Below are 24125 nucleotides of genomic sequence, written 5' to 3' on the forward strand. Positions count from 1 at the left end.
CGATCGGCCGGTACGAAGGGATAGCTCAAATGTCTCTGGGAGAGAGTCGTCGCGACGCATCGCAACCTCCGGTGCCTGTGCAGGAGAGGGGGAGACGCCGGAGGCTGGGGCGCTGGCGAACAGCTGAGCGGCGGACCGTGGAACGCGATCTTCACCGCCGACTGCGGCAGGAGCTGCGCGAGCTCGGCATCCGCCCGCCTCTGGACGTGGAGGAGCTGGTCAAGGCCCTCAGTGAGAGGCGCGGACGTCCGATCGCCCTGCGGCCTTTCCCGCTGGAGAAGCCGGGGCCCTCGGGGCTGTGGGTCGATACGCCGCAGATGGACGTGATCCTCTACCAGCAGGAGACGACCCGGCTGCACCAGCGGCAGATCATCCTCCACGAGATCCTCCACATCCTCGTCGCCGAGTGGGAAGAGGACCAGGCCGAGGGGTCGCCGGAGGAATCCCCGGACGACTTCGTCGAGGGTTGGGCGACCCTCATTCCCGTACTCGATCCCAAGCTGATCCGGCGGGTCGCCCGCCGTTGCTCGTACGAGGACAAGGAGGAGTGCTCGGTCGAGCTCGCGGCCACGATCATCCTGGAGTGGTCCTCGGTGCTCGACGAACTCCCGCCTCTGTCGGAGGACCCGGAGGTACGTCGCGTCCAGTCGGCCCTGGGCGACCGGCGAGGGTGGCTGTAACCAGTGAGCGGGATACTCCTGCTGATCATCGCGGCCGCCGTCGTGTGGAGGCTTTACCTCTGGTCCCGAGCCCCACATGACGCGCCCACGAGGTCGGTCGCCCTCTGCCTGCTGAGCGCGGGCCTGTCGTACCCCGTGGCCATGCCGGGCGGCACCACCGGTATCGACACCGTGGCCGGGCACGGCACGGCGAAGCTGATCCAGAACGTCCTGTTGCTGCTGACGGTCTACTTCCTGATGTGCTTCTACCTGTACTCGGCCGACGCGCCGGCGGCGCGACGTCGCGCGCGGTTGGAAGCCGTCGTCGTGTCCGTGGTCACTGTGGCGATCATCCTGGCGGCAGTGACCGTGCCGTACGAGGACTTCGCCGGCTCGTTCAGCACGGCGGACATGACGATCCCGCAGATCGCCTTCTTCTACGCCGGCGCGGGCCTGTACCTGATGTACGCGCTCGGCGCCGCCGGACGGTGGACCGCACGCTATGCCCGCATGTCGAGCCGACCGCACGCCACAGGGCTGTGGATGACGGCGATCGGCCTGGGCGCCATGGCGGTGGCCTGCGCCGTCCGCGCGGTCTTCGTCGCCGTCCGGTGGAGCGGCGGAACGGTTCCGGACCGGCTCACGGCTGGCGTGGCGTTCTGGCTCGTCGTGTCGATCCTGCTCTTCGTCGCGGGCATCACCTATTCGGCGAGTCGCTCCAGGTTCACGGCCATCCGGCTGTGGCTGCGGCGGCGCCGCGATCACCGTCGGCTGAGCGCCTTGTGGCAGCTGCTGACCGACGTCTACCCGGAGAACGAACTGCGTCCCGCCTCCCGCGGCCTGTGGGATCGGTGGCGGGCGCGTGGCGTGCACCGTCGTTACCACCGGCGGATAGTGGAATGCCGGGACGGCCTGGTCGACATCAGCCCCTACCTGGTCGACGAGGACGGTGACGCCGACCTGCTCAGCCTGGAGCCGGTGGAACTCGCGAACCGACTGCGGCGTGCCGCCGACACGATCCGACAGGGCTCGCCGGCGCCGGGACAGGCAGTGCCGCTCGCGGTGCCGAAGGAGGACGACCGGGACGCGGACGTCCGTCAGTTGATCGCGGTGTCGGAAGCGCTCCGGCTGACCGCGTGACCGTGGAAGTGAGAGGGAGACCTAACGAGATGCTGATCACCGCCAGCCGGGTCCTTACAGGCTCCGGGACGTACCTGAAGGACGGTGCCGTCCTCGTCGAGGGTGACTCGATCGCCGCGGTCGGGCCGCGCGCCCAGCTCGCCGACCGGGCCGGCGCGGACGGGAAGCACCTGGCGTTCCCCGACGCGACGGTGCTTCCCGGACTGATCGACGCCCACGTGCATCTCGCGTTCGACGGCGGCGGCGACCCGGTGGCCACCCTCGCCGAGTCGAGCGACGAGAAGCTGCTGGACGACATGCGCCGGCGCGCGAAGCAGCTCCTGTCCAGCGGGGTCACGACGGTCCGGGACCTGGGAGACCGCAACGGCCTGGCACTCCGCCTTGACGAGGAGATCAGCCGAGGCGGCACCCCTGGCCCGCGCATCGTGTCCGCAGGTACACCAGCCACCCCTCCTGGCGGCCACTGCCACTTCCTGGGCGGCGAGGTCTCCGGCGTGGACCAGGTCCGCGATCTCGTACGGCGCAACCTCGCCGCGGGAGCGGGCGTGATCAAGGCCATGGTGACCGGAGGCGGCCTGACCAAGGACGGGCCGAAGAGCTGGCAGAGCCAGTTCACCCCGGAGGAGTTGCGGGCCCTGGTGGACGAGGCGCATAAGGCTGGTGTGCCGGTGGCCGCCCACGCACACGGTACGGATGGCATCGCCGCCGCCGTGGAAGCGGGCGTGGACACGATCGAGCACTGCACCTGGATGACAGCTGACGGCTTCGACCTCCGGCAGGACGTCCTGAAGCGGATCGTCGCAGACGGCATCGCCGTCTGCCCGGCCGTGAGCCCCCACTGGCAGATGCTCCCGCGCTTCTTCGGCGAGGAACGGGCGGCGGCCATGTTCGACCTGGTCCGTCAGATGGACGAGGCAGGCGCCAAGCTCGTCGCCGGAACGGACGCGGGAGTCCAGCGGGCGGGGTTCGACGGACTGGTGCCTGCCCTGTCGTTCTACGCGCACCTGGGCCTGCCGAACAGCAAGATCCTCGACATGGCAACGACCGACGCGGCCGACGCGCTGGGACTGGGCGAGACGACGGGCCAGATCGCTCCGGGATTCCGTGCAGACCTGCTGGTGATCGAGGGGGATCCCCTCGAAGACCTCGACTCACTACGCGCTATCCGCGCCGTGATCGCCGCCGGCCGACACCACGACCGGTAGAGAACGACCCGAGAACAGGAGCGGCCCCGCACGCTGTCCGAAGCCTCCGGTCGGGCTTCGGACAGGCGCTACTCGCTGTCGTTCGGCTCTCTCTCCTCCAGCTCCGTGACCAGGTCGTTGACGAACTCCATGACGTTCGTCGGCAGGCCCTGCGGGCCCATCCCGCGCCCCTTGACCCGGCCCACGGTCCCCTGCCGCGAGGCCGACAGGAGCTGGAGACCCTCGTAGACCTGGCGGGCCACGGCGTCATCCGGCTGGAAGTACATCGGTGAGACACCGAGGAACGCCGCCAGGCCCTCAAGGACGACAGGCGCTGCCGTCTCCACGGCGCCGGTACGCAGATCCAGTACGCCTGCTGCGGAGATGACCCGCGCCCCGGCATGCGTGTTGATCGCGTCGGCGATCTCCTCGTCCGTTGGCGGACCCTGCTCGCCGGGATACGAACGCTCCAGGATCAGGGTGATTCTCTCCGCCAACGTGCCGGGCGGTCCTCCGGTCGTGGGTACGGTCGCGGTGGCCTCCGATTCGGCTTCACCACCCTGCGCCTTGGCGATGGATCGGTCCTCCGCGCGCCGCAACTCCTCCTCGCTCACCCCGTAGGCCGCTGCCAAGGCGGGGACGTACTTGTCCTTGAGTCGCCGCTCACCCCGTTCAGCTCCCGCCACGGGACCCGCGCTCTTCGTCCCGATCAGCTTCGCCGTCTCGTACTGGTAGTAGCCGGCGTCGCAACGCAGATCGGTCAGGTCGGGGAGACCTGTGCGAGGGAAGAGATCGTCCAGTTCCCGCCGGAGTGCCTTCGCCAGGGCGGGCAGCTTCTCCGGATCGGGCGTTGCCAACCCTGTCTCCCAGCCAGCGACCGTCGAGTCCGCTACGCCGACGGCCGTCGCCACATCGGTCTGGGCGACCTCGGCGGCGCGTCGCACAGCGCGTACTCGACCTCTGTCGAAGTGGCGGGCGGGCATCGAACCTCATTTTTCTGCAAACCGAAGTAACTTCGGCGCGTTGATTTTTTGTGCGAGTGGATGTAGCTTCAGCTTAGCGAAAAACGGGGGGCGTCGCACGCTCGCTCGGTCTTCGCTGTCGATCTTCAGCGGTGCAGTGGCCGAGGAGATCGATCCGGGAGGGCTCCATGCGGTCCCGCGTGTGGAGCGATCTCAAGGTGTAATCGGCGAAGGGGCCTTATCCCTCGATCGTCGGGCGTGCTCCTGCCTTTCGGTAGGGCGCCGAGATCACATCACGGCTGCTTCGCGTTCACGCGCGGTACTTACAAGGTGGCTGATACGCAAGGAGTTTCGCATGTTTCTGCTTCAAACGGCGGCTGGCTGTATGGCTGTTCGGGCAGGGCTTGTGATCAATGGAGAAGCTCCAGCCCGTATCGCGGTGCTGTTAGTCGCATCGGATCGCACGTTCCTGAGTCGCACGTCTGCCGTGGATTTAACCCGTCCATGCTGGGGCGCTCGGGAGCTGATGAGCCATGGAGACGGAAGCGTAGTTCGGTAACGCGGCCGGGAAGGCGGCAGCCAGGAGTCTGCACCTCAAGGCCCCGCAGCGGCTTCGCGGCCACCAAGTAGAACGCTCCCTGCCGGAGGGCGGGGGTGCATCACCTCAGCAATATATGTCGAGTTGGCGTCGGATCAGCCCACAGGCCGCAATCCACTGGAGTGTTGGAAGCGGTGTGCATATGTTGCTGGTCCCTCGGCGAAACCGCCGAACCAGGATCTCCTCAAGGGGGAAATGAGAGCCACATCAGACGCCAAATACGCGGTCTTCAGCGGGAGATGAGACCGGCGCCCAGAAGTTAGCAGCTTCCGGGCGCCTGGCCCGCCACCCCTGAGGGCGCGGATTCATAACCGGGGCGAGTCGGCTGACCTTTTCGACGAGAACGGCCGTCTCACCCCACCTACGAGTAAGGAATTGTCGCATGCCCGAGTCCTGGACCGGAAGGGCACTCGCCGCCCAGCCCGCCAAAACCGACGACCCCACCGCCGGCACTCGCCAGCACCGCCTGGCCGTTCTCCTCGCGGACATGGTGCCCGGTGCCCGTATCGTCCGCGTCTCGCGGCATCAGCCCACCCAGACCTGGCCGAGCCCCTACACCCGCGCGTACGACGAGCGGGGGCAGCCCATACCTCTCAACCGGACCCAGCGCGTGGCCGCCGCCCGCTGGGTGATCCGAGCCTTCCCCGAGGTGAATTGGGACGAGGCGCACGACCTCGATCTCGCCACTGGGACCCTGCGTCCCACGGCCGGGGCCCGTGCCCATTCGGACGGGGGCCGCTGACCCGTGGCCCGGATCCGAACGATCAAGCCCGAGGCCTTCGCGTCCGAGTCGCTCGCCGCGGTCTCCCTCGCCGCGGAGCGGACCTTCTTCGGCCTCCTCACCCAGGCCGACGACCACGGTCGCTTCCGCGACCAGCCCGCCGTGATCACCGGACTGCTGTGGTCGCTCCGCCCGGAGCACGGCCCCGTGGACGTCGAGGACGACCTGACCCAGCTCGCCTCCGCCCACCTGATCTGCCGCTATGCGGGCGATGACGGCAAGCGGTACCTGCACATCGTCACCTGGCGCCAGCATCAGAAGGTCAACCGGCCCAGCGGCGTCCGTTTCCCCGCCTGCCCGTACCACGACGTCGTGCAGCCCGCGCCGGACGCACCACGAACTCACGGAGACGGCACTGAGTCCTCCGTGAAGACTCACGGAGGACTCAGTGAGGACTCACGTACCCCGCACGAGCTCCCCGACCCTCACAAAACCGCAGATCAGAACGCATCCCAGGACCCTTCACGGAGCACTCATGGAGGACTCCGTGAGCCCTCGATGAGCCCTCACGGTCCGGATCTAGGACCTAGGAACTTGGATCTAGGAACTACTTCTCCTTCCGGGAGCGCAGGCGCCCCCGCACCGGAGATCGTCTCGACCCAGCAGCTCATGGCCGAGTACGCGGCTGCATGTGCCCACCGCCCGCCCAGCGGCGTGCTCGGTCACCTCGGACGGGAGACCGCCAAGCTCCTCGCGGAGGGCATCGATCCGGTCCACATCCGGGCCGGGCTGGCCCGTCACCGGGCGAAGGGGCTGCACCCGAGCACCCTGCCGAGCCTGGTCCACGAGGCCATGAACGCCGCCCCCGCCGGTTTGGTGCGGACGGAATCGCGGCCTAACGTGCCCGGTCACCGGGCCTGGGCCAACCCCGCCGACCCTGCCGCCGCCTACGCCGAGGAGCTGTGATGCGCGACCGTGACGCCCAGCCCATCGGCGGCATCGCCCGCCGCCTGGCGGGCATCCTCACCGCCCGGGGCATCGACCCAGCCGTCCAACTCACCGACCCCGTCGAGCCGATTCCCGCCCTCCAGGCGGCACAGGCCCGCATCCCGGCCCGCTACCAGGCCGCCGTCGCCGACCACCCGGCGGTCGCCGCCTGGGTGCGCGCGATCGCCGAGGCCGGCCGCCCCGGACCCGAGGGTGCGCCGGGCATCGCGCAGGGCCGCTCGCTGCTGATCGTCGGCACCACCGGCACCGGCAAGACCCACCAGGCGTACGGCGCGATCCGCTCGCTGCTCCTCGCCGGAGTCCGGCTGCGCTGGAAGGCCACCACGGCCGCCGACCTGTACGCCGAACTGCGACCCCGCCCCGGACACGACGGCGAGCGGGAACTGATGGACCTCGCCCGCTGCCCGCTGCTGATCATCGACGACCTCGGCGCGGCCAAGAACAGCGAGTGGACCGAGGAGATCACGATGCGGCTGATCAACCGCCGCTACAACGAGATGCTCCCGACCCTCATCACCACCAACCTCGGCATGGCCGACCTCCGTCAGCACATCGGCGACCGGGTCGCCTCACGGCTGACCGAGATGAGCGACAAGGTCATTCTGGACGGCCCCGACCGCAGACGAGCCCTCGCAGCCGAGCGGCGCCGCATCGCCGCCGCCTGATCCCCGCCGCGACCGGCTGCCACCGCCTCCGCCTCCTTCACGCACCAACCCCTGGGACGCGCCTGCCCAAAAACGCGCCCAGGGCGACCGGAGACACCTACATGCACAGCACCGAGAACCAGACCCCGCGCACCCTCGGCGACCTCACCTGGCACGACAGCGCCGCCTGCCGCTCGACGACCCACCACCAGGTCGACCCGGAGATCTTCTTCCCCGAACCGGACGAGATGGACCGCATCCGCGCCGCCAAGGCCCTATGCGCGCAGTGCCCCGTCCGCGCCACCTGCCTCGACGCGGCCCTCGAAAACGGCGACCGCGACGGCATCCGGGGCGGCATGACCGAAGAGGAACGCGACCCCCTGCACCGCAAGCTCCACCGCCGCTTCGACTACGCCCGCGTGAACGAGGTGTTGGCCGGCCGCGACATCCACCTCACCCAGGCCGAGCGTGACGCCGTCGTCATAGCCGCCTACCACGCCGAGGTGCCGGCGGAGCGGCTCGCCTGGCTGCTCAAGTTCACCGAGGAGCACGCCGAGAAGCTCTACCGCAACATCCGCCGGGAGATCCGCAACCGCGCCCTCGACCAGAAGAAGGCGAACAAGGGGAAGAAGAAGCCGAAGAGTCCTACCAAGGAGCTCAAGGCACCCGCAGCCGAGACCCCCGCACGCGACGACCTCGGGACGGCCGCGTGAGCCACAGCGCACCGACACCGGCTCAGATCACCGGTTGGGACCGAGCCGCGATCGTCGCGCTCGGCGGCGCAGGGTGCGCGCTCTCGTACGACGCCCTGCAGCAGATGGCCACCGCCATCCACGTCCGCGGACCCCTCACGTTCCTCTTCCCCCTGGTGATCGACGGCTTCATCGCCTACGGAGTACGCGCCCTCCTCGTCCTGCGCACCGCCTCCTTCGCGGCCCGCCTGTACGTGTGGACGCTGTTCGGCACCGCGACGGCCGCCAGCATCTGGGCCAACGCCCTGCACGCCGTACGCCTCAACCAGCAGCACCTCGGAGGTGGCGGACTGCGGCTCGGCGACGTCACCGTCGGCGCCCTGTCCACCCTCGCCCCGCTCGCCCTGGCCGGAGCCGTCCACCTGTACATCCTCATCGCCCGCCGGGTCACCGAGGCCGGTCACCACGGACACTCGGACACCTTCACCGTCCGCACTGACCGGATCGCCGCTGACCGGCCGGAGACCGCGCTCGCGGCGGACGGACACCGGCCGGTCCCGGCCACCTCCGGCCACTCGGCCACGCTCGCCCGGCCGGAGAGCGGCCGTCCGGCGGTCACCTCCGGCCCGAACGTGCCGCGAACGGCTGACCGGGAGGAGCCGTCCGGACACACGGCGAGCGCTCCGGAGGCGGAGCTGGCGAACGGCGGAGAGGCCGCTGACCTGGGCGGACAGCCGGTCAGTAGACCTGCCCCGGTCACCCGCCTGCGGCTTGCCGCCCCCACGGTCACCGAGCCGGAGACCGGCCCGGACACCGCCTCGGAGAGCTCGGACAACGGCGGCTCGGACACCGCAGAGGCGGCGGACACCTTCCTGCCGATCGCCCGCCAGGCGGTCGCCGACGCGGGCAAGGTCACTCGCGGGGTCGTCGCCGACGCCATCCGCGGACAGGGCAAAACGCTGGCCAATGACCGGCTGACCGCCCTGATGCAACAACTCCGCGCCGAGACCGGCCAAAAGTCGGCCACCAAGACCAGCTGACCGACCGGCCCGGACAAGCGGGCGGCCAACGGCCACAGCCGGGCCGCCCGCACCCCACCAAACTCCCCTCCACGCACCGGAGACACCACGATGCGCACCACCCCGGCAACTCCCGCCGAAGCCGACGCCTGGATCACTGTGCTCCGGCGGTACGGCCATCTCCACCGCGCCGAACCCGGCCCGGACGGCACCTGGACCGTCCAGCGAACCCCCGCCAGCACGCCTCGCACCCTGCACCACCCGGTCCTCGCGCTCGACTTCGTCACCGAGGTCCACCGCGACATGCGCCGTACGAAGGCCCAGACGCCCCGATGACGTCCTCCGAGTCGCCCGAAACAACCTCTGACCTGCGGCAAGGTGACTGCCCGGCACGAAGCCGAGCAAGCTGTACCTTCCGAAACTCCTCCGCCGCCACGGGCTGCGGAGGAGTTTCGGAAGGGCTTACCCCCGCCCCAGGAGGGGTGGGGGAGGCCCGGCACCAGGGGGTGCCGGGCTCGGAGGCTGCGACCGAGGGCGGATCGCAGCCAGGAGGGGAATCGAAGCTGCCCGCCGCACCGCGTACGCGACCTCGCCTGCGCCAGCGTGTGCACCGTGACCAAGTCCGCAGCGTCCGCCTGACCTCCGACGAACTCGCGCTGGTGAAGCACGCGGCGGAAGCCGTCGGCCTGAAGACCGCCGGGTTCCTCGCCGACGCGGCGGTCGCGGTCGCCCAGGCCCAAGGAGGCCCCCAGCCCTGGCTGTTGGACCAACGCGGCCGGGTCGAAGAACTGATGGCCGCCAGCGCACAGCTCGCCCGCGTCGGCGGCAACCTCAACCAGGTGGCCCGCATCCTCAACTCCGGCGGTCACGTGGAGTACGTGGACGCCGCGGTCGCCCGTGTCCTACGGGCCGCGGACCGGGTCGAGGCCGCCGCGATCGAGATCGCGCGGCGCTGACAGTGGTCCCCGACATCTCCACCGGCAGCCGCACGTACGGACTCCTCAACTACCTCTACGGCCCCGGCCGCCGTGAAGAACACACCGACCCGCACCTCGTCGCAGCCTGGATGCCCGAACTCGCCCCCGACCCCGGACGCGACCCGTCCGCCACGCTCAAGCAACTCACCGACCGACTCGACCTCCCCGTCCTTGCCCTTCCGAAGGACCGGCGACCGGCCCGGCACGTCTGGCACTGCCCCGTCCGCACCGCCCCCGGCGACCGCCACCTCACCGACGCCGAATGGGCCGAAGTCGCCCGCCGCATCGTCCACGCCACCGGCATCGCCGAATACGGCGACGACAAGGCCTGTCGGTGGATCGCCGTACGCCATGCAGACGACCACATCCACCTCGTCGCCACCCTCGTCCGCGAAGACGGTCGCCGCCCCCGCCGCCACGAGGACGGCATCCGCGCCCAGGCCGAATGCCGCAAGATCGAGAAGGAGTTCGGCCTGCAGATCCTCAACGGCGGCGACAGCACGGCCGCCCAGCGCCCCACCAGCGCCGAACGCTCCAAGGCCGAACGAACCGGCCGGACCGAGACACCCCGCGAGACCCTGCGGGAGAGCGTCCGCCACGCCCTGGCCGGCGCCGCCAGCGAGGAAGAGTTCTTCCACTGCCTCGCCGAGGCCGGCCTCCGGGTCGAACAGCGCATCGCCCCGTCCGGCGACACCCTCGGATACAAGGTCGCCCTCCCCGGCGACCGCAACCGCGACGGCGAACCCATCTGGTTCTCCGGCTCCAAACTCGCCCCGGACCTCTCCCTCCCCAGGATCCGCCAGCGCCTCGACGCCGGACGCCCCGACGACGAACCCGTCACCGACCACGGTGACGAACGAGTACTTCCCCCGGCCCGCGCCCGACGCCAGGCAGTCCCGGCCGCCGAACGAGCGGTATCGATCCTCCACGAGGACGACGACGAAGACTCTGCCGCCCAACTCGTCGGCGTCGGCGAACTCCTCGACGCCATCGCCCAGACCGCCCCGGCCTCCACCCGCAAGGAACTCGTCGAGGCCGCCCGCGCCTTCGAACGCGCCACCCGCTCCCACGTCCGCGCCGAGCGCGCCGACAACCGCGCTGTACGCGCCGCCGCCCGCGGCATCATCCGCGCCGGCAACGCCCTCGGCAAGGGCGAAGACGGCGGCGCCACCGCGATGGTCCTGTCCACGATGGTCCTCGTCACCATCGCCGCCGCGCGCTGGCACTCCGCCCGCGGCCACGCCCAGCAGGCAGCCGCCGCACAACGAGCCGCACAACACCTGCGCAGCGCCTACCGATCGGCCGCCGCTGCCCCCATGAACACGATGCGCGAGCACGGTCGACGCCTCCCCGAACCCGTACGAGAACGGTATGTCGGCACTCTCGAAACCGCCCTGCCCGACGCGATACGCCACGAACCCGGCTGGGACGCCCTCGCCGCCACCCTGGCCCAAGCCGAGCGCGCAGGACACGACCCCGACGCCCTCCTCCAGCAAGCCGTCGAATGGCGCGAACTGGAAACCGCGGACAGCGTCACCGACGTCCTCGTCTGGCGACTACGACGCATCGCCAACCTGCCCGCCACCATGGCGCCCCCGCGTGCACGCACGGCCACTCGGGCGGCGCAATTGCGCTCTCACCCATCTTTGCCACCGGCACCCGAGGCTCCGGCCGTGACCCACCGGGCGGACCCTCACCCCCGAGGACCAAGGCGCTGAGTAGCGCAAAGAGCTGGACATCGACGGCCGGCGCCTGTTAGGGCTGGTTGATATGGAGAAGGAGACAATGCAGATACTCGACGAAGGCCTCCACCCTCAGAGAACCGTTCTGCCGGAGACGGCCCTCGGCGACGACCCCCTGCGGCGCCTCCAGGAGGAGATGCAACTCGGCGACGGCAGCATCGGCCTCCGCGCCACCACCCACCCCGAGGAAATCGTCATCACCGGGATCCCTGCGATGTGCCCGCAGTGCGGCGCCCGGCGCGACTGGATGGTCATCTGCGACCGCGACGAGATCAGCATCCGCTGCCGCTGCGCGCACCAGTGGGTCGAGCGCGAACTGACCCGCGCGGACTACGAGGCGATGATCGACGTCGGCGGCCAGGACTACCCGAGCCTGGAGGCCGCAGCTCAGGCCACGGGCTACGACGGCACGCTCGCCGGCATCTATCTGACCGAGCCCAGGCCCGAATAGGTCCCGCGGGCATGCACCATGGACGACGTCCGATGGTGCATGCACCCAGGGCTCATGAGGCTCCCTGTGAACGACCTGGTCTCGCACCGGGGTGCACCTCAAGTACGCCTGGGCGTAGGCAGAATGGGGCGATGGACGCTGGACTCGCCGCTCTGCTCGGTGCCGCCGTAGGCTCACTCGCCACCCTCGGCTCCGCGATGGTCACCGGACGCGCGGCGGCGCGCTCGCAGTTCGTGCAGTGGCGTCGGCAGCACCGCCGGGACGCCTACGCGAACTACCTGGGCGCGGTGTACGACCGCGACGTCGCCCTGGACGCAGTGCGTGACGCGCTACGGGCCGACCGGCCGGACCTGAGGGACGTCGACCAGAAGATGGAACGCTTCGTCGCCCAGGCCCGCGACGTCCACCGGGCCGCCGAACTCGTCGTCCTGGAGGGGCCGCCTTCCGTGGTGGAGGCTCTCTACACCGTGGTCCGAGCGGCTGCCGACCTCGCCGAAGTCGTGCGGCGGATGGTGCGTGACGCTCACGCGGAAGACACCTCCCGCAAGGCCGAGGACACCGCGCTCGCCGCCGAGCGGGAGCACTTGCTCTACCAAGCCGTGAAGGGTCTTCGCACGGCAGCCGCCGACGTCCTGGGCGACAGCGGGATTCGTCTCTGATAGCCGCGCTCGTGGGCATAGCAGCGGCCAGCAGTAAGAAGGCACTCGGCCGTCCGACACAGGGCTGCGATGTCCCAACGCCACGAGGGCTGCCCCCAATCTTGGGGCAGCCCTCGAAAGTTCGCGGGGAACGGCTCGTCAGCGGGTCGCCAGGTGGTTGGCGAGGTGCAGCGCGTCGGTGGCGACGGACAGCGCGGTGTGAAGCCCAATGACCTCGTGAAGAGTGGGGTGCACGACCGTGGTCCAGTCGCCGTGGAGGTCCGGCCATCTGGCGAGGAGGACCTCCGCCGAGGCCAGACGGAGGCGAGCGGTCACATCCATTCCGCCTCCGAGCCCGGGCTCCCAGCTGAGCAGGATGGAGCCGGGATGGAGACGCTCGGACTTCAGGTTGCTTATCCACACCGTGTGGATCGGCTGGGCGGGATAAGGCGGCACGCAGCGGAGGAGAGCGCCGCGCACCGACCGTGGCATGGGGTGATGGACCAGGTCGCTGAGGAGCAGGTGGTGCGAGGAGTCGGAGGATTTGATCGGCGGCGCAGTGGGCCGTGTCCGCGGGTGGCACGTCATACGTCGGCCCAGTCCAGCTGGTTGCGGACGGCGGGCGGCAGCACGCCCTCCTGGCCGTTTTCAGCGATGTAGACGGCTCCGGTCGCCCCGGTGATCTCCATGGTGCGGCCGATGCGGTGGGCGTAGGGCCAGTCGGGATTGATGGCGAGGTACACGGGCAGGTCGGGGTCGAAGGTCTGGAGCTGGTGAACCAGTTGGCCAACGGTGATCTCGGAGGGCAAGACGGTCTCCTGGGCGATGAGAGTGCGGAGCAGGTGTTACACGCAGGTGCAGTAGCGGGTGGGGAAGTTGATCAGAGCGGCGAGGAACCCGGCGACGGCCTGTGCCGGGGTATCCGGTCCGAAGGTCTGGCGCCAGGCCTTGGTGCCGCTGTTGTCCGTGACGTGGATGTGCCACAGCTCGCCGCGTGCTGCCTCCTGGGTCTCGGGGAGAAAGCCCACGTACACGCGTCGGTCGGGGCTGGAGCAGTGGACGTTGCAGTCCAGGTCGGCGACGACGTCCCATCCCTGGGCCTTGAGAAGGTCGGTTACGGGTCGGGCGCAGTGGCATTCGAGGAGCCACTCACGCTCGCCGAGGGCGGGGGGAGGAAGCTCTGCGAGAGGCCGGAACACGGTTGTGGCGGTGAGCGTCACGAACAGAGAACCCTTCGTTGACCTGCGGTTTTTCCGGGCTCCCGTACGTTGCCATGGTCTTGGGCGGTGTCTCCAGTCGTTGCCCGCGGTGTGCGTCTGCCGTGGGCGAACTGGCTGCGGATGCGGCGACTGATGTCCGTCCGAGACGGAATGAAACGGCTGTTCTCTCAGCTGTTGCGGGAGCGGCTGTTCGCAGGAGCCGGGCGGAGGCCGGGGGAGGAGCTGGCTTGGGCAGCGAGGAGATCCGCGTGTACGACGAGTCCGCTGATGACGTCGCGGCCGCCTCATTGGGCAGGTCCCGGATGGCTGATGGGCGGCGGATCGAGCTGACCGTGGAGGAGCTGGTGCGGCTTATGGGGGCCGAGACCGACGGAGTGCTGTTAGCGGACCGACACGAATGGCCCGGCATCGGCTAACGCTGCGCAGGGCGAACCCTGTTGCGTGAGCTCGGGGGTACGCCGGGACGTCGGAGCTCGGCGGCGAGGCTGCCGTTGGCTCGTAACGACGGCTGGCTACCCACTGCTGGAGGCTTGACTTGCCCTGGTTGGGGTTGACCCTGCCCAGGGCTGGGGTCGCCCCGCCCCCCGTCGTGTCGGTACTCGCCCCGCCCGGCGGTGGAGTCGCCGTGTAGGGGCCCGCGTCATGGTCTGTTCAGTGGTCGTGAACGGTGTCACCATCGTGCCTGGCGGTGAACCGGGCGTCGTCCGGGTCACCTTCCTCGCCAGTTCGCCATACGCACACGCGGGCTCCACTGCGGGCGAGGGAGTGGTCGATACGCTCACCGAGTATCTGGTCGGCGACACTGGCGGCGGACTCGGTGGCGCAGAAGGTTCCGGACTCGACCGGTTCCCACGTGCCCTCGCCGGTCGCGCGGTACATGGTCCATACCGCGTCCCATGGGTTGTTTCGCAGGATCCTGTGAACGTACGACGCGGTCACGCCTAGCTCCGCAGCGATCTCGGCGGCCGTCCACCCATCGATACGAGCCCCGACGATCACGCTCGGTAGGGCGCCCTCGACGGCCTTGGCGGTGCGGCGGATGACACCAGCCTCGGTGAGGGAGAGGGACGGACCGACCCGCTCGGCGAGGGCGGCACGCGCCGTGGAGGTGGCCGCTCGGGCGTACTCCTGGGCGAGGCGTTCGAGGCCCGACGATTCGGCGGGTTCGTACTGGCGCTGCTCGGCCTCGGATTCCTTCTCGAACTGGTCGAGAGCGGCGAGCAGTTGTGTGCGCAGCCTTCCTGCGGCCGTCTGGTAGGGCTGCTCGTTGCTCATGGTTCTTGCTCCTGGTGGCGCGGTCGGGTCCAGCCTCGGACGACGCTGGACGGGGCGGTCATACGACGCACACGGCGTTTCGCTCGCGCGGGGTCGGCACGCGGTCTAGAGCGACCTGCTCGACGCGCGCAGTCCGGGTGGCGGAAGTCGACCAACAGCGGGCATGACCCTCGTCGGCGGGAAAGCCGTCACGACCATGGGGAAGAACTCGACGAACACCAGCCCCCCTCCGGTATGGGCGCTCGCATGGTGGGTCAGTCGCGGGTGTCGAGGATGTGGGCGCGGGCGGCGAGGGCGGCTGTCTCGATGAACCGCCACTCGCCGTCAAGGGCGTCGAACCCGTCCCCCCCAGCCTTCGCGACGGACACCTTGACGGGGCTACCTGGGTAGATCTGGGCGCGCGCCTCCCCGTCCTCGAATAGGACGGCGTACCTCTCGGTTGGCCAGGCACAGACCCACCCGTCGGCGGTGACCTGCGAGAACTGTCCGGCCTCGCGGTTGTCGCGTAGCTCTGTGAACGTGATCAGGCGAGTAGGGTGCAGCTTCTCGATGGCCAGGGCGAACGCGCTTTCGCGGGTCGAGGCGCCCGCGAGCAAGTAGTCGCGGCCGCCCAGGGACGGGTCCTCGGTGGGGACCCTGGCGACGGCCCAACGCTCCTCAAGGGCCTTGCCCGAGGTGTTGAACACGGCGTACTCGGCGCCGTCGAACTGGAACGTGGATCGGCCCTTCTCGTCAGCGTCGGTGAGCCGAGGCTCGGCGGCGGCCTCGCGACGGTGCTCGCCGTCGCACTTCTCGCCGCGCTCGGCGCAATCGCACGGGCACCCGCAGTCCTCGACGGCCTGCACGAAGAAGGCGAACGTGTCGATGTGGTGCTCGCCGACGATCTCGGCGTCGTCGAGGGCATCGAGGAATGCGTCAAACGGGCTCGGGTCCTCGACATCTTCTGCGACGGCTTCGACGTCGGCGCGCAGCCACTCGCGGGCCTCGGCGAGGGTGCCGATGCACTCGACGCGGTACTCGACGTCGAGGCCGATCTCGCGGTTTCCGACGTGGTACCGCGTGCGTTTTGTGCTGGTCACAGGGCGGGGCGCTCCCTTGGTCTGGCCGGGTGGAGTCCGGTTGCGTAGCCCTCACGATAGATGGAATGTACTCAGTACACAAGGCTCATTGTACCGAGTTCTCTCTGGTGGGGGAGTCGGGTGACTTCAACCCTGGGCGGACCGCGGACGCCCAGCGGCGGCGGTACCGGCGGCGTGGCCGGCATGGAGCGGGAGAACGCTTCGGCGGCTCGCGGACAGCGTGTCTACCACCGCCGAGCTCTGGCAAGGTGCGGCGGTTATCGGCGCCGGAGTGCGCGCACCGGAAGGGTAGCGGAGGGGCCGCCTGCCGTCGCCATCGCTGGGGCACGCACGACGGCCCGGGGAATGGTGGTGCGAGCGCGGGCGGCAGCGGCTCGGCGGACATCCAGTGGAGTCGGTACCGGCGGTGTGACTGGAGTGATGTGGGCCGCTCCGCGGTTTCGGGAGGGGATCTCGGCCGCGTACCGGAGCACGGGTGTGGGGTCGGCAAGGCGTGCGGTGGTCGCCGCGATCAGGTGGATGGGCGTGCGGGAGGTGAAAGTGGCGTACCAGCGTGAGTGGTAACCGTCCTTGCCGCCCCACAGCAGCCATCGGTGTGCGCCGGAGTGCAGCTCGGCCTACGAGTTGGGGAGGCGGCGCGAGTAGGTGAGTCCGGCCAGTTGGTCAGGTGCGGTGCACGTGGTCGCGGCCCACGTGTCCGTGCGCTGCCACCCAGCTCGTGTCAGGGGCCGCAAGGCCTCGTCGATCGGATGGTCCATACCGGACAGGTAGGCGTCCGGCCCCTTCGTGTAACTGCTGGCGAGGGCAGTGGTGAAGGCGGTCACCAGCTCGGTGGGGGTGGGTGTGTCAAATGTGGCCATCCAGTGCGGAGGGCCGAAGGGATCAGCGTGGACGGCGACTTTCCACAGCGTGTCGTCCTCCCCCTCGGGCAGATAGCCCAGGCGTATGTGCCGTTGCGGGGAGGAGACGTACACGTTCGCCAGCTCGTCGTCGTGGAGGGCGAAGCCGTGATCGAGGAGGGGTGCGAGGGCGGGGTCGCCGGTGAAGGTGCAGCCGGCGAGGTAGAGCGGGGAGACGTACAGGTCCCCGTCGGGGGCGGTGATCGGCACGGTGGGACTCCGGGGCTGAGGGTGAGGGTTAGCGCTGCCGTCGGGAGCCGACGTGCGTGGCGAGCGCGGTCGGCGCGGCCAGAGGCGGAGGTACGTGTATCGCCTGGGCTTGGGTGCTGCGCGCGAGCGCCGCTGCGGCCCGCGGGCCGGGCCCGGCCGCGTCCGCGCGGGCGACCGAGACCAGTGAGCGGTGCCGGTCGGGGATCTGGTCCAGGGCACGCGGCACGGGGGTGGGGTCCGTGAACACGGCGGTGGAGGCCGCGATGAGGTGCTGCGGCGTGTACCGGCTGAAGAAGGCCTGCCAGCTCGGCGTATACACGGGATCAGGGCCGGCGGACATCCGCCACGTCGACTTCTCGGGCGTGAGCAGCTCGTCGTACTCGTGCAGCCAGCCGACGCTCATCTGATACGTGGCGTGGCCGTCGGGGGAGACCGTACGGAACGGTCGGGTGCCGTTTACCGGCTCCCACCGATGCCGTGCCGTCAGGGACGCGGGGCTGATGCCCGTGTAGCGCCGGCCACCGCTGAGGAAGTCGGCGAAGTTGTTGTGCACTCCCTCGACGAGGGTCCCAGTGAAGGCGGCCACGATTTCGTGGGGTGTGTTCCGGTCGAACGTGGTGATCCAGTCGGGGACGCCGAGCGGGTCCTCGGCGTAGGAAATGGTCCACCCGCCGTAGAAGCTCTCCAGGGCGTTGGCGACACGTACGCGCTGGCACGGGCTCGTGTAATACGTGTCGGTGCCGAAGGCGACGGCCTTGGTCCAACCGGGAGCGAGATCGAGGGAGTTGAAGATGCTGCGGTTGTCGCCAGGACCGGCGAGGTAGCCGGGGCTGACCAGGACATCCGCGTTCGGGTCGAGGGCGAGGGGATCCAGGCTGGGCATGAGAGGGCCTTCGGGCGGTGGGGCACGGGTCGCTGAGCGGCTCGCGTGGGGGCACGTGGGCGCGGTCGCGCGGCGGCATCTGGCTGTCGGCACTGGAATCACCTGGTCCGGGACGGGTGCGTGAGTGCAGTGACGTACGCCGGGACGCGCGGTTGCGAGTCGGGGATGTGCGAGAACAGCTCGGATGAGGCCACCGGGCTGCGGTGCACTGCCGCGCTCGCGCGTATGGCGTGCTGCGCTGTCGCACCGTGCTCGTCCGGGAGGGATGTCGCTGGGTTTGCCTCGCGGGCGAACTCCGCGAGTTCGGCGTACACCGGTGTGAGCCCGCGGGCCGCGGACGTCAGGGTGTACACGGCGCCCCGGCCGGAGAAGGGGCTCGTGCGGGTGATGAGCTGGTCGGTCTGGAGCTGCGTGATGCGGTAGTGGAAGGAACCGGTGGCGAGCCCGGCTTCGTCTCGCAGCGCACCGTTGGGCAGGGGACCGTGCTGCGCAAGGGCGTGGAGGAGGGGGATCGTGCCCTTCCCGCGCAGTCGGCCGAGCGCGTCCTCTACGCGTTCTGCCTCAGCGAGTGACGCCGTGCGGTCGGTGAGGTGGGTACGGTGCCAGGCCGAGAGCGCACGGTGAACGTGTTGGGCGTCGCGGCCGACCGGTGTGAGGTCGTATACCCCGACCTGAGGACGGTCCAGGAGGTTGCTGGTCTGCATGCGGCGCACGATCTGTGCCATGGCGTGGACACCGACCCACGGCAACGCGGAGTTGATGTCGGCCAGGCGCATGGGGCCGTGCTGCTGGATGGTCTGCAGGGTCCAGGTGGTCCAACGCGGTGAGAGGCGGGCGACGGCTTGGTCGACGAGTTCGGTGTGACGGGTGGGCGTGGTGGAGAGGTCGGGCACGGTGGGTTTCTCCGAAGGGTGGTTGAGTGCCGTCAGCGGGACCGTGTGGCGCGGTTCGTGGCGGAGGTCGTTGCCGCGGGTTGCTGGGTAGTGGCGACCGGCTGCCCGCCGCGGTGCTGAGGGGAGCGAGCCCTGGCGGCTTGGGCCCGCCGGTCGTGTGGGGAAGTGGCGGTGGCCGCCCGTTCGCGCTCCAGCCGGAGGGCCGCGGTGCGGTAGGCGGCCTGGTCCTGGCGCTCACCAACGGCCAGGAGGTAGATCTCCCGTTTGTGCTGGGAGGAGGCGGGAGCGTCCCGGTACTGGATGACCAGCCGCCAGCGGGTTTCCGGGTCGACGTAGACCTTGTGGCAGCCCGCCAGTTCGCGCTGGAGGGCGGCGCCCCGTTCGTTGCCGTGGACCAGGTGCTGCAGTTCGAGCAGGGCCAGGTCGCGGATGTTCTCCGGTACGGCGCGCAGGTCGGCGAGAGCCTCGGGATGGGCGGCGAAGGCGTACCGTGCCCGGCTCATCGCGCGCGTCCACGGGAGTGCGCCGGGGCAGGTCCCGTCGCTGGCCGCGGTGGTGATACGGGTGCCGGAGCTACGGCGAGGCCGTTGCCCGTGACCGTGGAGCGAGCGCGGGCGGCTGCCGCCCTGCGGCCGACGGAACCCGGTGGGGCAGGCGCTAGGGGGAGCGGCGAGTCCCGTTCCATGATCCACGTAGCGGCCTCTTCGGCGCTGGTGAAAGCGCCCTCCCGCACGGTGTAGGAGCGCATGTCCTTGGTCGTCTCTTCGAGGAAGAGGCGATACGGCGCATCCGCGGAGTCGGGATGGCTGTCGTAGACGAGCGTGCGTACCTCGACGCCGACGTCGAAGGAGCAAGGGTTGTCGGTGTAGTGATCGAGGACCTCGTACCGGTTGTCGGAGTTGGCCCGGAGCAGGTCCTCAAGACGTGCCGTGAGGCCGTCGGCAGGGCGTGGCCCGTGGGGGTGGGATCCCCTGACGACTTCCGGCGGGCAGCCCCGGCGGATCAGCCAGTTCTGCGCCAGCGGAACGACCGGGTGACGTTCGGAGGCGAAGTCGAATGTCCGCTGGTCGACGTCGCGAGTGATGTGCAGCGTGACGTACTCCGCCGTCCCCGGGACGTCCCAGATCGCGGACCGGTCGTACAGCAACAGATGGCTGTCGCGGCCGTCGGCGCTGTGGTGCTCGGAGAAGGGAACGAACAGGTCGTCCGAGAGCGTGACGGAGGAGAAGTCGTCCTCGGTCTGCTGGGTGACGGCCTGGAAGCCGTCGAGCCGGTAGTCCGGCGCAGAGGGTTCGTACGCGCGGGCCATCTCAGACTCCGGCGGGTTCGGGCGAGGACAGCAGCCGGTGATGGGGGCGGGCCGCACTGGTGGTGCAGGCGCCGAACGGGCCATCTGGGGTGCGGAGTTGGAGCAGGGCCGGGTCCAGGTGGTCGCGGTGCCAGGTGGAGGGACCAGTGAGGCCGGCCTGGACGTCGGTGAGTTGCTGCCAGGCGAGCCAGAGGGCGTGCAGCCGGGCCACCGCCTCGGGGTGCTCCTGCCACTGGTGGCACCACGGGCGGCCGGTGGTGATCTCCCGTCCGTAGACCGGCAGGAGCAGGTTGTGCACCCAGTTGGTCAGCGCGGCCAGTTCCACGGCGTACGCCTGGGCGCCGAGCGCCAGGATGAAGACGGAGGCCGGTCCGTCCTCCTTGGTGCCGTTGGTGTTGCTTCCGGCCGGGCCGGAAGCGGATGCCGGGTTTTCAGGGTGCTCGGGACCGGCTGGTTCGCCGTCCTGTGGGGCGGACTGGTCGTCGGTGAGCCGGGCGAGCGTCTCGCCCTGTTTGCGGCTCTCGGCGACGAGCCGGGTGACCGTGGCGACGAGGTCGTCGAGGTCGTGGTCCGGTATGCGCACCGGCTCGCTCTCGTGGGCGGGTTCGGACATGGTTACCCCTGGTGCAGGTTCTGGTGGGTGGGGTGTCGAGGTTCCGGAGAAACGGGGGTTTGGCCCGGCTGGGAAAGTGGGTGTAGGAGGCCCGGGTCAGCGCGGCGCGTGATGGCGGCACCCGGTCCTGGGCGGGGCCAGGATCTGCAGGGCGCGGGCGGCCTGCTGGGGCACAACTCCGTTGCCCAGAGCGGTCAGTTGGGCGGGGCGCCCCAGTCCCGGGGTGCCGGTCACCCATCCGGGCGCAAGGCCTTGCATCCACTCCACGAACCGCGGGCTGAGACGGCCGACGTCGTCGGTCGGCCGAGGCGCTGGGCGGGTGGCCCGCTCCCAGCGGGTGATCGCGGCGGCGTACGGCCCCCAGATCTCGGCCCGTCCCCCGTGGCCGACGGGTCCCCGAACAGCGGCAGCGACGGCGTGAGCGGAGCCCTGCCCATCGAGCTCTTTCGCTGCCCGGCCGTGCGTGTGGACGGGGCATTCGGGGCTGGCCGCAGGCGTGCCGCCGCCGAGGGCAGGGTCAAGTCCCCATTGCCGTGGCGCTGGTTGGGCGAGCCCTTGGTTCCGTCCGAGGCCTTCGGGGTGGGCAGGAGCCACTCGACCTCGTCCGCCAGGTTCGGGCCGTGGCCGCCCTGCTTGCGTTTCGCCGGGTGCTGGCTGCCCCCGTTGGCGCCCAGGTTGCTGGTCGGGGTCTTGAGTAGCGGTGATCCGTCCGGAGGGCCAGGCGGCGAGGAAGACCCGCTCGCGACGGTGCGGGGCTCCGACGTCAGCGGCGCGAAGCACACACCAGCGCGCATCGAACCGGATGTCGGCCAGGGAGCCGAGTACGGCACCGAGTGCGCGCACAGGAGGCTGGCCTGCGGCGTCTCCCAGACACCACGGGCAGAGTTCCACGTCGCCAGGGGAACCGGCGGGCGAGGTGAGGAGCCCCCGGACATTCTCGATCACCACCAGGCAGGGGTTGAGGGCTTCGATGGCGCGAACGACGTGGTGCCACAGACCGGACCGGGTGCCATCAGCCAGTCCGGCGCGACGGCCGGCGACCGAGACGTCTTTGACACGGGAACCCGGCCGTCAGGACGCACACCTCCGGGACTTCGGCCCAGTTCACGGCCGTGATGTCGCCGAGGTTCGGCACGGCCGGCCAGTGCCGGGACAGGATCCGGGCCGCCCCCGGATCGATCTCGGCATGCCAGGCGACCGTTCCGCCGAGCACTGCCTGGACACCGAGATCCAGACCGCCGTACCCGGAACACAGGCTCCCGATCGGCAGCAGAGCCTCCGCCGAGGGCAGGTCAGCGGCCATGGCGGGGCGCCGGGGTGTAAGCGAGCCGTACCGGACCAGGGGCGGACGGTTCCGCAGGCAGGCGGTAGATCGAGTTCGTCGGTCGTGCGGAACGGCTCAGCGCGGCGAGAACACGAGGCGGAGTGCCGTCGATCCAGTCGGCAGCACGCCGCAGCGTGACGAAGGTTTCCTGCAGCGAGTCCACCGTGAGGTCCAGCCGGTCCTTCGTGACGTCGAACGCGGACTGGCGGGCGTCGCGCAGATTCGCCGAGGCCGGGACTTCCGCGTACCTGCGCAGGAATCCGAGCTGTTCGAAGGCTTCGGTGTAGTTGTTCATGGCGCGTCCCGCCGGGGCGGACGCGCTGGTGTAGGAGGCGATGACCGGGCCGAAGTCGAGTCCCGGATCCTTGTCGGTGGCGCGGAAGAGGACCTCGTCGGACAGGTCCTTCACGAGTCCTGTCAGTGTGCCGAGGTGATGGGATGCGGCGGCGAGGTCGGGCAGGGTGCTGTGGGTGTACGACCGGACCACTTCAGTTCGGAGCTGCTCGAACTCCAGGGCCAGCGCGTACAGTTCGTCCTTTTCCAGGCCCGCTCGGCCGGTGTGGTCGGTCATGACGGACTCCGATGGTTGTGCCGGTCGGGGAGCGCGGCGCACGAGGCCGCGACCGGCGCAGACGGGGCTGGGGGAGCTGTAGGGCGGCTGCGGGCTCGGGCCGCCTCGATACGGGCGGCAGGCGGCGACGCACCCGGCCGACTGGTCGGCCGCCGCGGCTCGGGGTCGGCTTCGTGCGTGCGGTGCAAGCGGCTGCGTACGTCGTCGAGGGGACCGAGAGCGTGCAGGGCGTAGCTGATCAGCCGTCCTGGGGCCAGGGCTTCGTCGTCGGCGAGCGCGCGCACCTGCCGGGCGACGGCGGCGGCTGTGCGGACGAGGGAGGCCTGGACGACCTGCTCGCCGAAGTGCTCGGCCACACCGGAGAAGGACAGCGGGTCGCAGATCCTGAGGACGCGTTCGGCGTTGAGCGTCCCGTCGGACAGCGCGCCCCGGCGCTGGGTCTCCCACAGCACGGTCAGCTGGTCGATGGGCTCGCTGCGGTGATGCAGGGCGCCCAATGCGCGGTAGATCTGCTGGTGGCCGATGTCCGCGAAGTCGCCGGGGCGCAGCCAGTCGACGACGTCGAGGAGTTGCTGGGGCCGGGCGCTGATGCAGCCGAGGAGGAACTCCTCGTCGGCGAGGACCTGTTCGTCGACAGCTTGGGGCTGCTGGGCGGGTGACGTGATCGGCTCCGGGGGCGGTACCGGTCGCGACTCGGTTCCCCACCGGCGGGAGAGATCGGCGAGCACGTCGGACAGGACCTGGGCGTGGTGGACCGTCTCCTCGACTCCACCGCGGACGGCGTCGGCACGCGCGGCCTGGTGGAGGCGGATGGCGTGCTGGGTGACGCTGCGGTGGATGGCGCCCTCCAGGACCATCCGCCCGTAGACGGGCGCATGGGTGGGACGCGGACATGCCGATATCAAGGAGTGGGCGTACGACGCGGTGAGCCCGCGGGTCCGGGTGCCGGCCTCCCGCACCGTGTCCGTCACCCAGGACAACGGGATCGGGTCTCCACTCTTTGCCGAGGTAGCTGGGTGACCGTCGGCGTGGAGCTTGAGCATCGCGGCGTAGAGGGCCGCGTGGATCGGACGGTAGAAGTGATCGGGCCGCAGCCACGGCGAGAGCTGGTCGAGTTGGCCGGGATCCAGGAAGACCGCGCCCAGCACCGCCTGCTCGGCTTGCACGAGCGGAGTCACGGCTGGTCCTCGCGTACGGCTGCCCGCTCGGTGCGCAGCTTCGCGACGGCACGCTCGGCGGCGGCCATGTCGGCGGCGAAGCGGTCCAGCTCGCCGGTGAGGCCGGGGCCCGAGGCGGGCATGGCGCCGGCCGGGGTGACCAGCCACCAGCGACCGTCGCGACGTACGGCGGGAGTGCCGGCGAGCCGCTCGGACGGGCGGACGGATGCCCAGGTTGGTACGGGGTGGGACACGGA

The 24125-nt window shown here is 70.1% G+C and carries 32 protein-coding genes; 14 read left to right on the top strand and 18 right to left on the bottom strand.

Going from position 1 to position 24125, the window contains the following annotated elements; genetic code table 11:
• Positions 1-137: 137 nt before the first annotated feature.
• The 3 genes from ACFUO4_RS41920 to ACFUO4_RS41930 are packed head-to-tail and all read left to right on the top strand — an operon-like array spanning position 138 to position 3004.
• Positions 138-680 (top strand): hypothetical protein, encoded by a 543-nt coding sequence (locus tag ACFUO4_RS41920; protein ID WP_383495496.1) that lies wholly within the window; start codon positions 138-140, stop codon positions 678-680.
• 3 nt (positions 681-683) lie between these two features.
• Positions 684-1799, top strand: coding sequence for an MAB_1171c family putative transporter (locus tag ACFUO4_RS41925; protein ID WP_383495499.1), 1116 nt, complete (start codon positions 684-686; stop codon positions 1797-1799).
• Positions 1800-1828: 29 nt separating this feature from the next.
• Entirely contained in the window at positions 1829-3004 is a 1176-nt protein-coding gene (locus ACFUO4_RS41930) for an amidohydrolase family protein (protein WP_383495502.1), read from the top strand.
• 68 nt (positions 3005-3072) lie between these two features.
• Here ACFUO4_RS41930 and ACFUO4_RS41935 read toward each other — a convergent pair whose 3' ends face one another.
• Positions 3073-3927: a helix-turn-helix domain-containing protein gene (locus ACFUO4_RS41935; RefSeq protein WP_383495505.1), complete on the bottom strand. Its 855-nt coding sequence runs from the start codon at positions 3925-3927 to the stop codon at positions 3073-3075.
• 998 nt (positions 3928-4925) lie between these two features.
• Between ACFUO4_RS41935 and ACFUO4_RS41940 the strand changes: the two genes are divergently transcribed.
• From ACFUO4_RS41940 to ACFUO4_RS41985, 10 genes are all read left to right on the top strand, one after another.
• Positions 4926-5285, top strand: a complete 360-nt coding sequence (locus ACFUO4_RS41940) for a hypothetical protein (RefSeq protein ID WP_383495508.1) — start codon at positions 4926-4928, stop codon at positions 5283-5285.
• Between the two features lie 3 nt (positions 5286-5288).
• A complete protein-coding gene (locus ACFUO4_RS41945; protein WP_383495511.1) occupies positions 5289-6230 on the top strand; it encodes a hypothetical protein in 942 nt (313 codons plus the stop codon).
• Positions 6230-6937, top strand: coding sequence for an ATP-binding protein (locus ACFUO4_RS41950; RefSeq protein WP_126896786.1), 708 nt, complete (start codon positions 6230-6232; stop codon positions 6935-6937). The genes ACFUO4_RS41945 and ACFUO4_RS41950 overlap by 1 nt, the downstream gene beginning before the upstream one ends.
• A gap of 101 nt (positions 6938-7038) precedes the next feature.
• Positions 7039-7629: a WhiB family transcriptional regulator gene (locus ACFUO4_RS41955; protein WP_383495516.1), complete on the top strand. Its 591-nt coding sequence runs from the start codon at positions 7039-7041 to the stop codon at positions 7627-7629.
• A complete protein-coding gene (locus ACFUO4_RS41960; RefSeq protein ID WP_383495519.1) occupies positions 7626-8648 on the top strand; it encodes a DUF2637 domain-containing protein in 1023 nt (340 codons plus the stop codon). The genes ACFUO4_RS41955 and ACFUO4_RS41960 overlap by 4 nt, the downstream gene beginning before the upstream one ends.
• Before the next feature lie 90 nt (positions 8649-8738).
• Positions 8739-8963 (top strand): hypothetical protein, encoded by a 225-nt coding sequence (locus tag ACFUO4_RS41965; RefSeq protein ID WP_383495522.1) that lies wholly within the window; start codon positions 8739-8741, stop codon positions 8961-8963.
• Positions 8964-9232: 269 nt separating this feature from the next.
• Positions 9233-9583, top strand: coding sequence for a plasmid mobilization protein (locus ACFUO4_RS41970; protein WP_383495525.1), 351 nt, complete (start codon positions 9233-9235; stop codon positions 9581-9583).
• Positions 9584-9585: 2 nt separating this feature from the next.
• Positions 9586-11322 carry a relaxase/mobilization nuclease domain-containing protein gene (locus ACFUO4_RS41975; RefSeq protein WP_383495528.1) on the top strand — a complete coding sequence of 579 codons (1737 nt, stop codon included), beginning with the start codon at positions 9586-9588 and terminating at the stop codon, positions 11320-11322.
• 67 nt (positions 11323-11389) lie between these two features.
• Positions 11390-11797, top strand: coding sequence for a hypothetical protein (locus ACFUO4_RS41980; protein WP_383495531.1), 408 nt, complete (start codon positions 11390-11392; stop codon positions 11795-11797).
• 131 nt (positions 11798-11928) lie between these two features.
• Positions 11929-12456: a proline dehydrogenase gene (locus ACFUO4_RS41985; RefSeq protein WP_383495534.1), complete on the top strand. Its 528-nt coding sequence runs from the start codon at positions 11929-11931 to the stop codon at positions 12454-12456.
• 138 nt (positions 12457-12594) lie between these two features.
• Here ACFUO4_RS41985 and ACFUO4_RS41990 read toward each other — a convergent pair whose 3' ends face one another.
• The 3 genes from ACFUO4_RS41990 to ACFUO4_RS42000 form a co-directional block, all read right to left on the bottom strand.
• Positions 12595-12771, bottom strand: a complete 177-nt coding sequence (locus tag ACFUO4_RS41990) for a hypothetical protein (RefSeq protein ID WP_383495537.1) — start codon at positions 12769-12771, stop codon at positions 12595-12597.
• A 248-nt stretch (positions 12772-13019) separates the two neighbouring features.
• On the bottom strand, positions 13020-13244 hold the full coding sequence (locus tag ACFUO4_RS41995; protein WP_053214963.1) for a hypothetical protein: 225 nt from the start codon (positions 13242-13244) through the stop codon (positions 13020-13022).
• A 36-nt stretch (positions 13245-13280) separates the two neighbouring features.
• A complete protein-coding gene (locus tag ACFUO4_RS42000; RefSeq protein WP_383495540.1) occupies positions 13281-13655 on the bottom strand; it encodes a DUF317 domain-containing protein in 375 nt (124 codons plus the stop codon).
• A gap of 227 nt (positions 13656-13882) precedes the next feature.
• Between ACFUO4_RS42000 and ACFUO4_RS42005 the strand changes: the two genes are divergently transcribed.
• Entirely contained in the window at positions 13883-14071 is a 189-nt protein-coding gene (locus ACFUO4_RS42005; protein WP_383495543.1) for a hypothetical protein, read from the top strand.
• Positions 14072-14306: 235 nt separating this feature from the next.
• Here ACFUO4_RS42005 and ACFUO4_RS42010 read toward each other — a convergent pair whose 3' ends face one another.
• The 14 genes from ACFUO4_RS42010 to ACFUO4_RS42075 form a co-directional block, all read right to left on the bottom strand.
• The gene (locus ACFUO4_RS42010; RefSeq protein WP_383495546.1) at positions 14307-14930 is read right to left on the bottom strand and encodes a hypothetical protein; all 624 of its coding nucleotides are present in this window, start codon (positions 14928-14930) and stop codon (positions 14307-14309) included.
• A 254-nt stretch (positions 14931-15184) separates the two neighbouring features.
• Positions 15185-16009, bottom strand: coding sequence for a hypothetical protein (locus ACFUO4_RS42015; protein ID WP_383495549.1), 825 nt, complete (start codon positions 16007-16009; stop codon positions 15185-15187).
• Between the two features lie 257 nt (positions 16010-16266).
• Entirely contained in the window at positions 16267-16620 is a 354-nt protein-coding gene (locus tag ACFUO4_RS42020; RefSeq protein WP_383495881.1) for a DUF317 domain-containing protein, read from the bottom strand.
• 6 nt (positions 16621-16626) lie between these two features.
• Positions 16627-17118 (bottom strand): DUF317 domain-containing protein, encoded by a 492-nt coding sequence (locus ACFUO4_RS42025; protein ID WP_383495552.1) that lies wholly within the window; start codon positions 17116-17118, stop codon positions 16627-16629.
• Positions 17119-17146: 28 nt separating this feature from the next.
• Positions 17147-18001: a DUF317 domain-containing protein gene (locus ACFUO4_RS42030; protein WP_383495555.1), complete on the bottom strand. Its 855-nt coding sequence runs from the start codon at positions 17999-18001 to the stop codon at positions 17147-17149.
• A 98-nt stretch (positions 18002-18099) separates the two neighbouring features.
• Positions 18100-18894 carry a winged helix-turn-helix transcriptional regulator gene (locus tag ACFUO4_RS42035; protein WP_383495558.1) on the bottom strand — a complete coding sequence of 265 codons (795 nt, stop codon included), beginning with the start codon at positions 18892-18894 and terminating at the stop codon, positions 18100-18102.
• Positions 18895-18926: 32 nt separating this feature from the next.
• Positions 18927-19397 carry a type II toxin-antitoxin system RelE/ParE family toxin gene (locus ACFUO4_RS42040; RefSeq protein WP_383495561.1) on the bottom strand — a complete coding sequence of 157 codons (471 nt, stop codon included), beginning with the start codon at positions 19395-19397 and terminating at the stop codon, positions 18927-18929.
• Complete coding sequence (locus ACFUO4_RS42045) at positions 19394-20203, bottom strand: hypothetical protein (protein WP_383495564.1); 810 nt, start codon at positions 20201-20203, stop codon at positions 19394-19396. Before ACFUO4_RS42045 ends, ACFUO4_RS42040 begins: the two co-directional genes overlap by 4 nt.
• Before the next feature lies 1 nt (position 20204).
• Complete coding sequence (locus ACFUO4_RS42050) at positions 20205-20816, bottom strand: DUF4913 domain-containing protein (RefSeq protein WP_383495567.1); 612 nt, start codon at positions 20814-20816, stop codon at positions 20205-20207.
• A gap of 96 nt (positions 20817-20912) precedes the next feature.
• Positions 20913-21836, bottom strand: a complete 924-nt coding sequence (locus ACFUO4_RS42055) for a DNA cytosine methyltransferase (protein WP_383495884.1) — start codon at positions 21834-21836, stop codon at positions 20913-20915.
• The gene (locus tag ACFUO4_RS42060; RefSeq protein WP_383495570.1) at positions 21829-22119 is read right to left on the bottom strand and encodes a DNA cytosine methyltransferase; all 291 of its coding nucleotides are present in this window, start codon (positions 22117-22119) and stop codon (positions 21829-21831) included. Before ACFUO4_RS42060 ends, ACFUO4_RS42055 begins: the two co-directional genes overlap by 8 nt.
• Positions 22109-22711 (bottom strand): hypothetical protein, encoded by a 603-nt coding sequence (locus ACFUO4_RS42065; protein ID WP_383495573.1) that lies wholly within the window; start codon positions 22709-22711, stop codon positions 22109-22111. The genes ACFUO4_RS42060 and ACFUO4_RS42065 overlap by 11 nt, the downstream gene beginning before the upstream one ends.
• The gene (locus tag ACFUO4_RS42070) at positions 22708-23889 is read right to left on the bottom strand and encodes a DnaB-like helicase N-terminal domain-containing protein (protein ID WP_383495576.1); all 1182 of its coding nucleotides are present in this window, start codon (positions 23887-23889) and stop codon (positions 22708-22710) included. Before ACFUO4_RS42070 ends, ACFUO4_RS42065 begins: the two co-directional genes overlap by 4 nt.
• On the bottom strand, positions 23886-24122 hold the full coding sequence (locus ACFUO4_RS42075; protein WP_383495579.1) for a hypothetical protein: 237 nt from the start codon (positions 24120-24122) through the stop codon (positions 23886-23888). Before ACFUO4_RS42075 ends, ACFUO4_RS42070 begins: the two co-directional genes overlap by 4 nt.
• Between the last annotated feature and the right edge of the window lie 3 nt (positions 24123-24125).

This window comes from Streptomyces sp. NPDC057280, assembly GCF_042668605.1.
Taxonomy (GTDB): Bacteria; Actinomycetota; Actinomycetes; order Streptomycetales; family Streptomycetaceae; genus Streptomyces.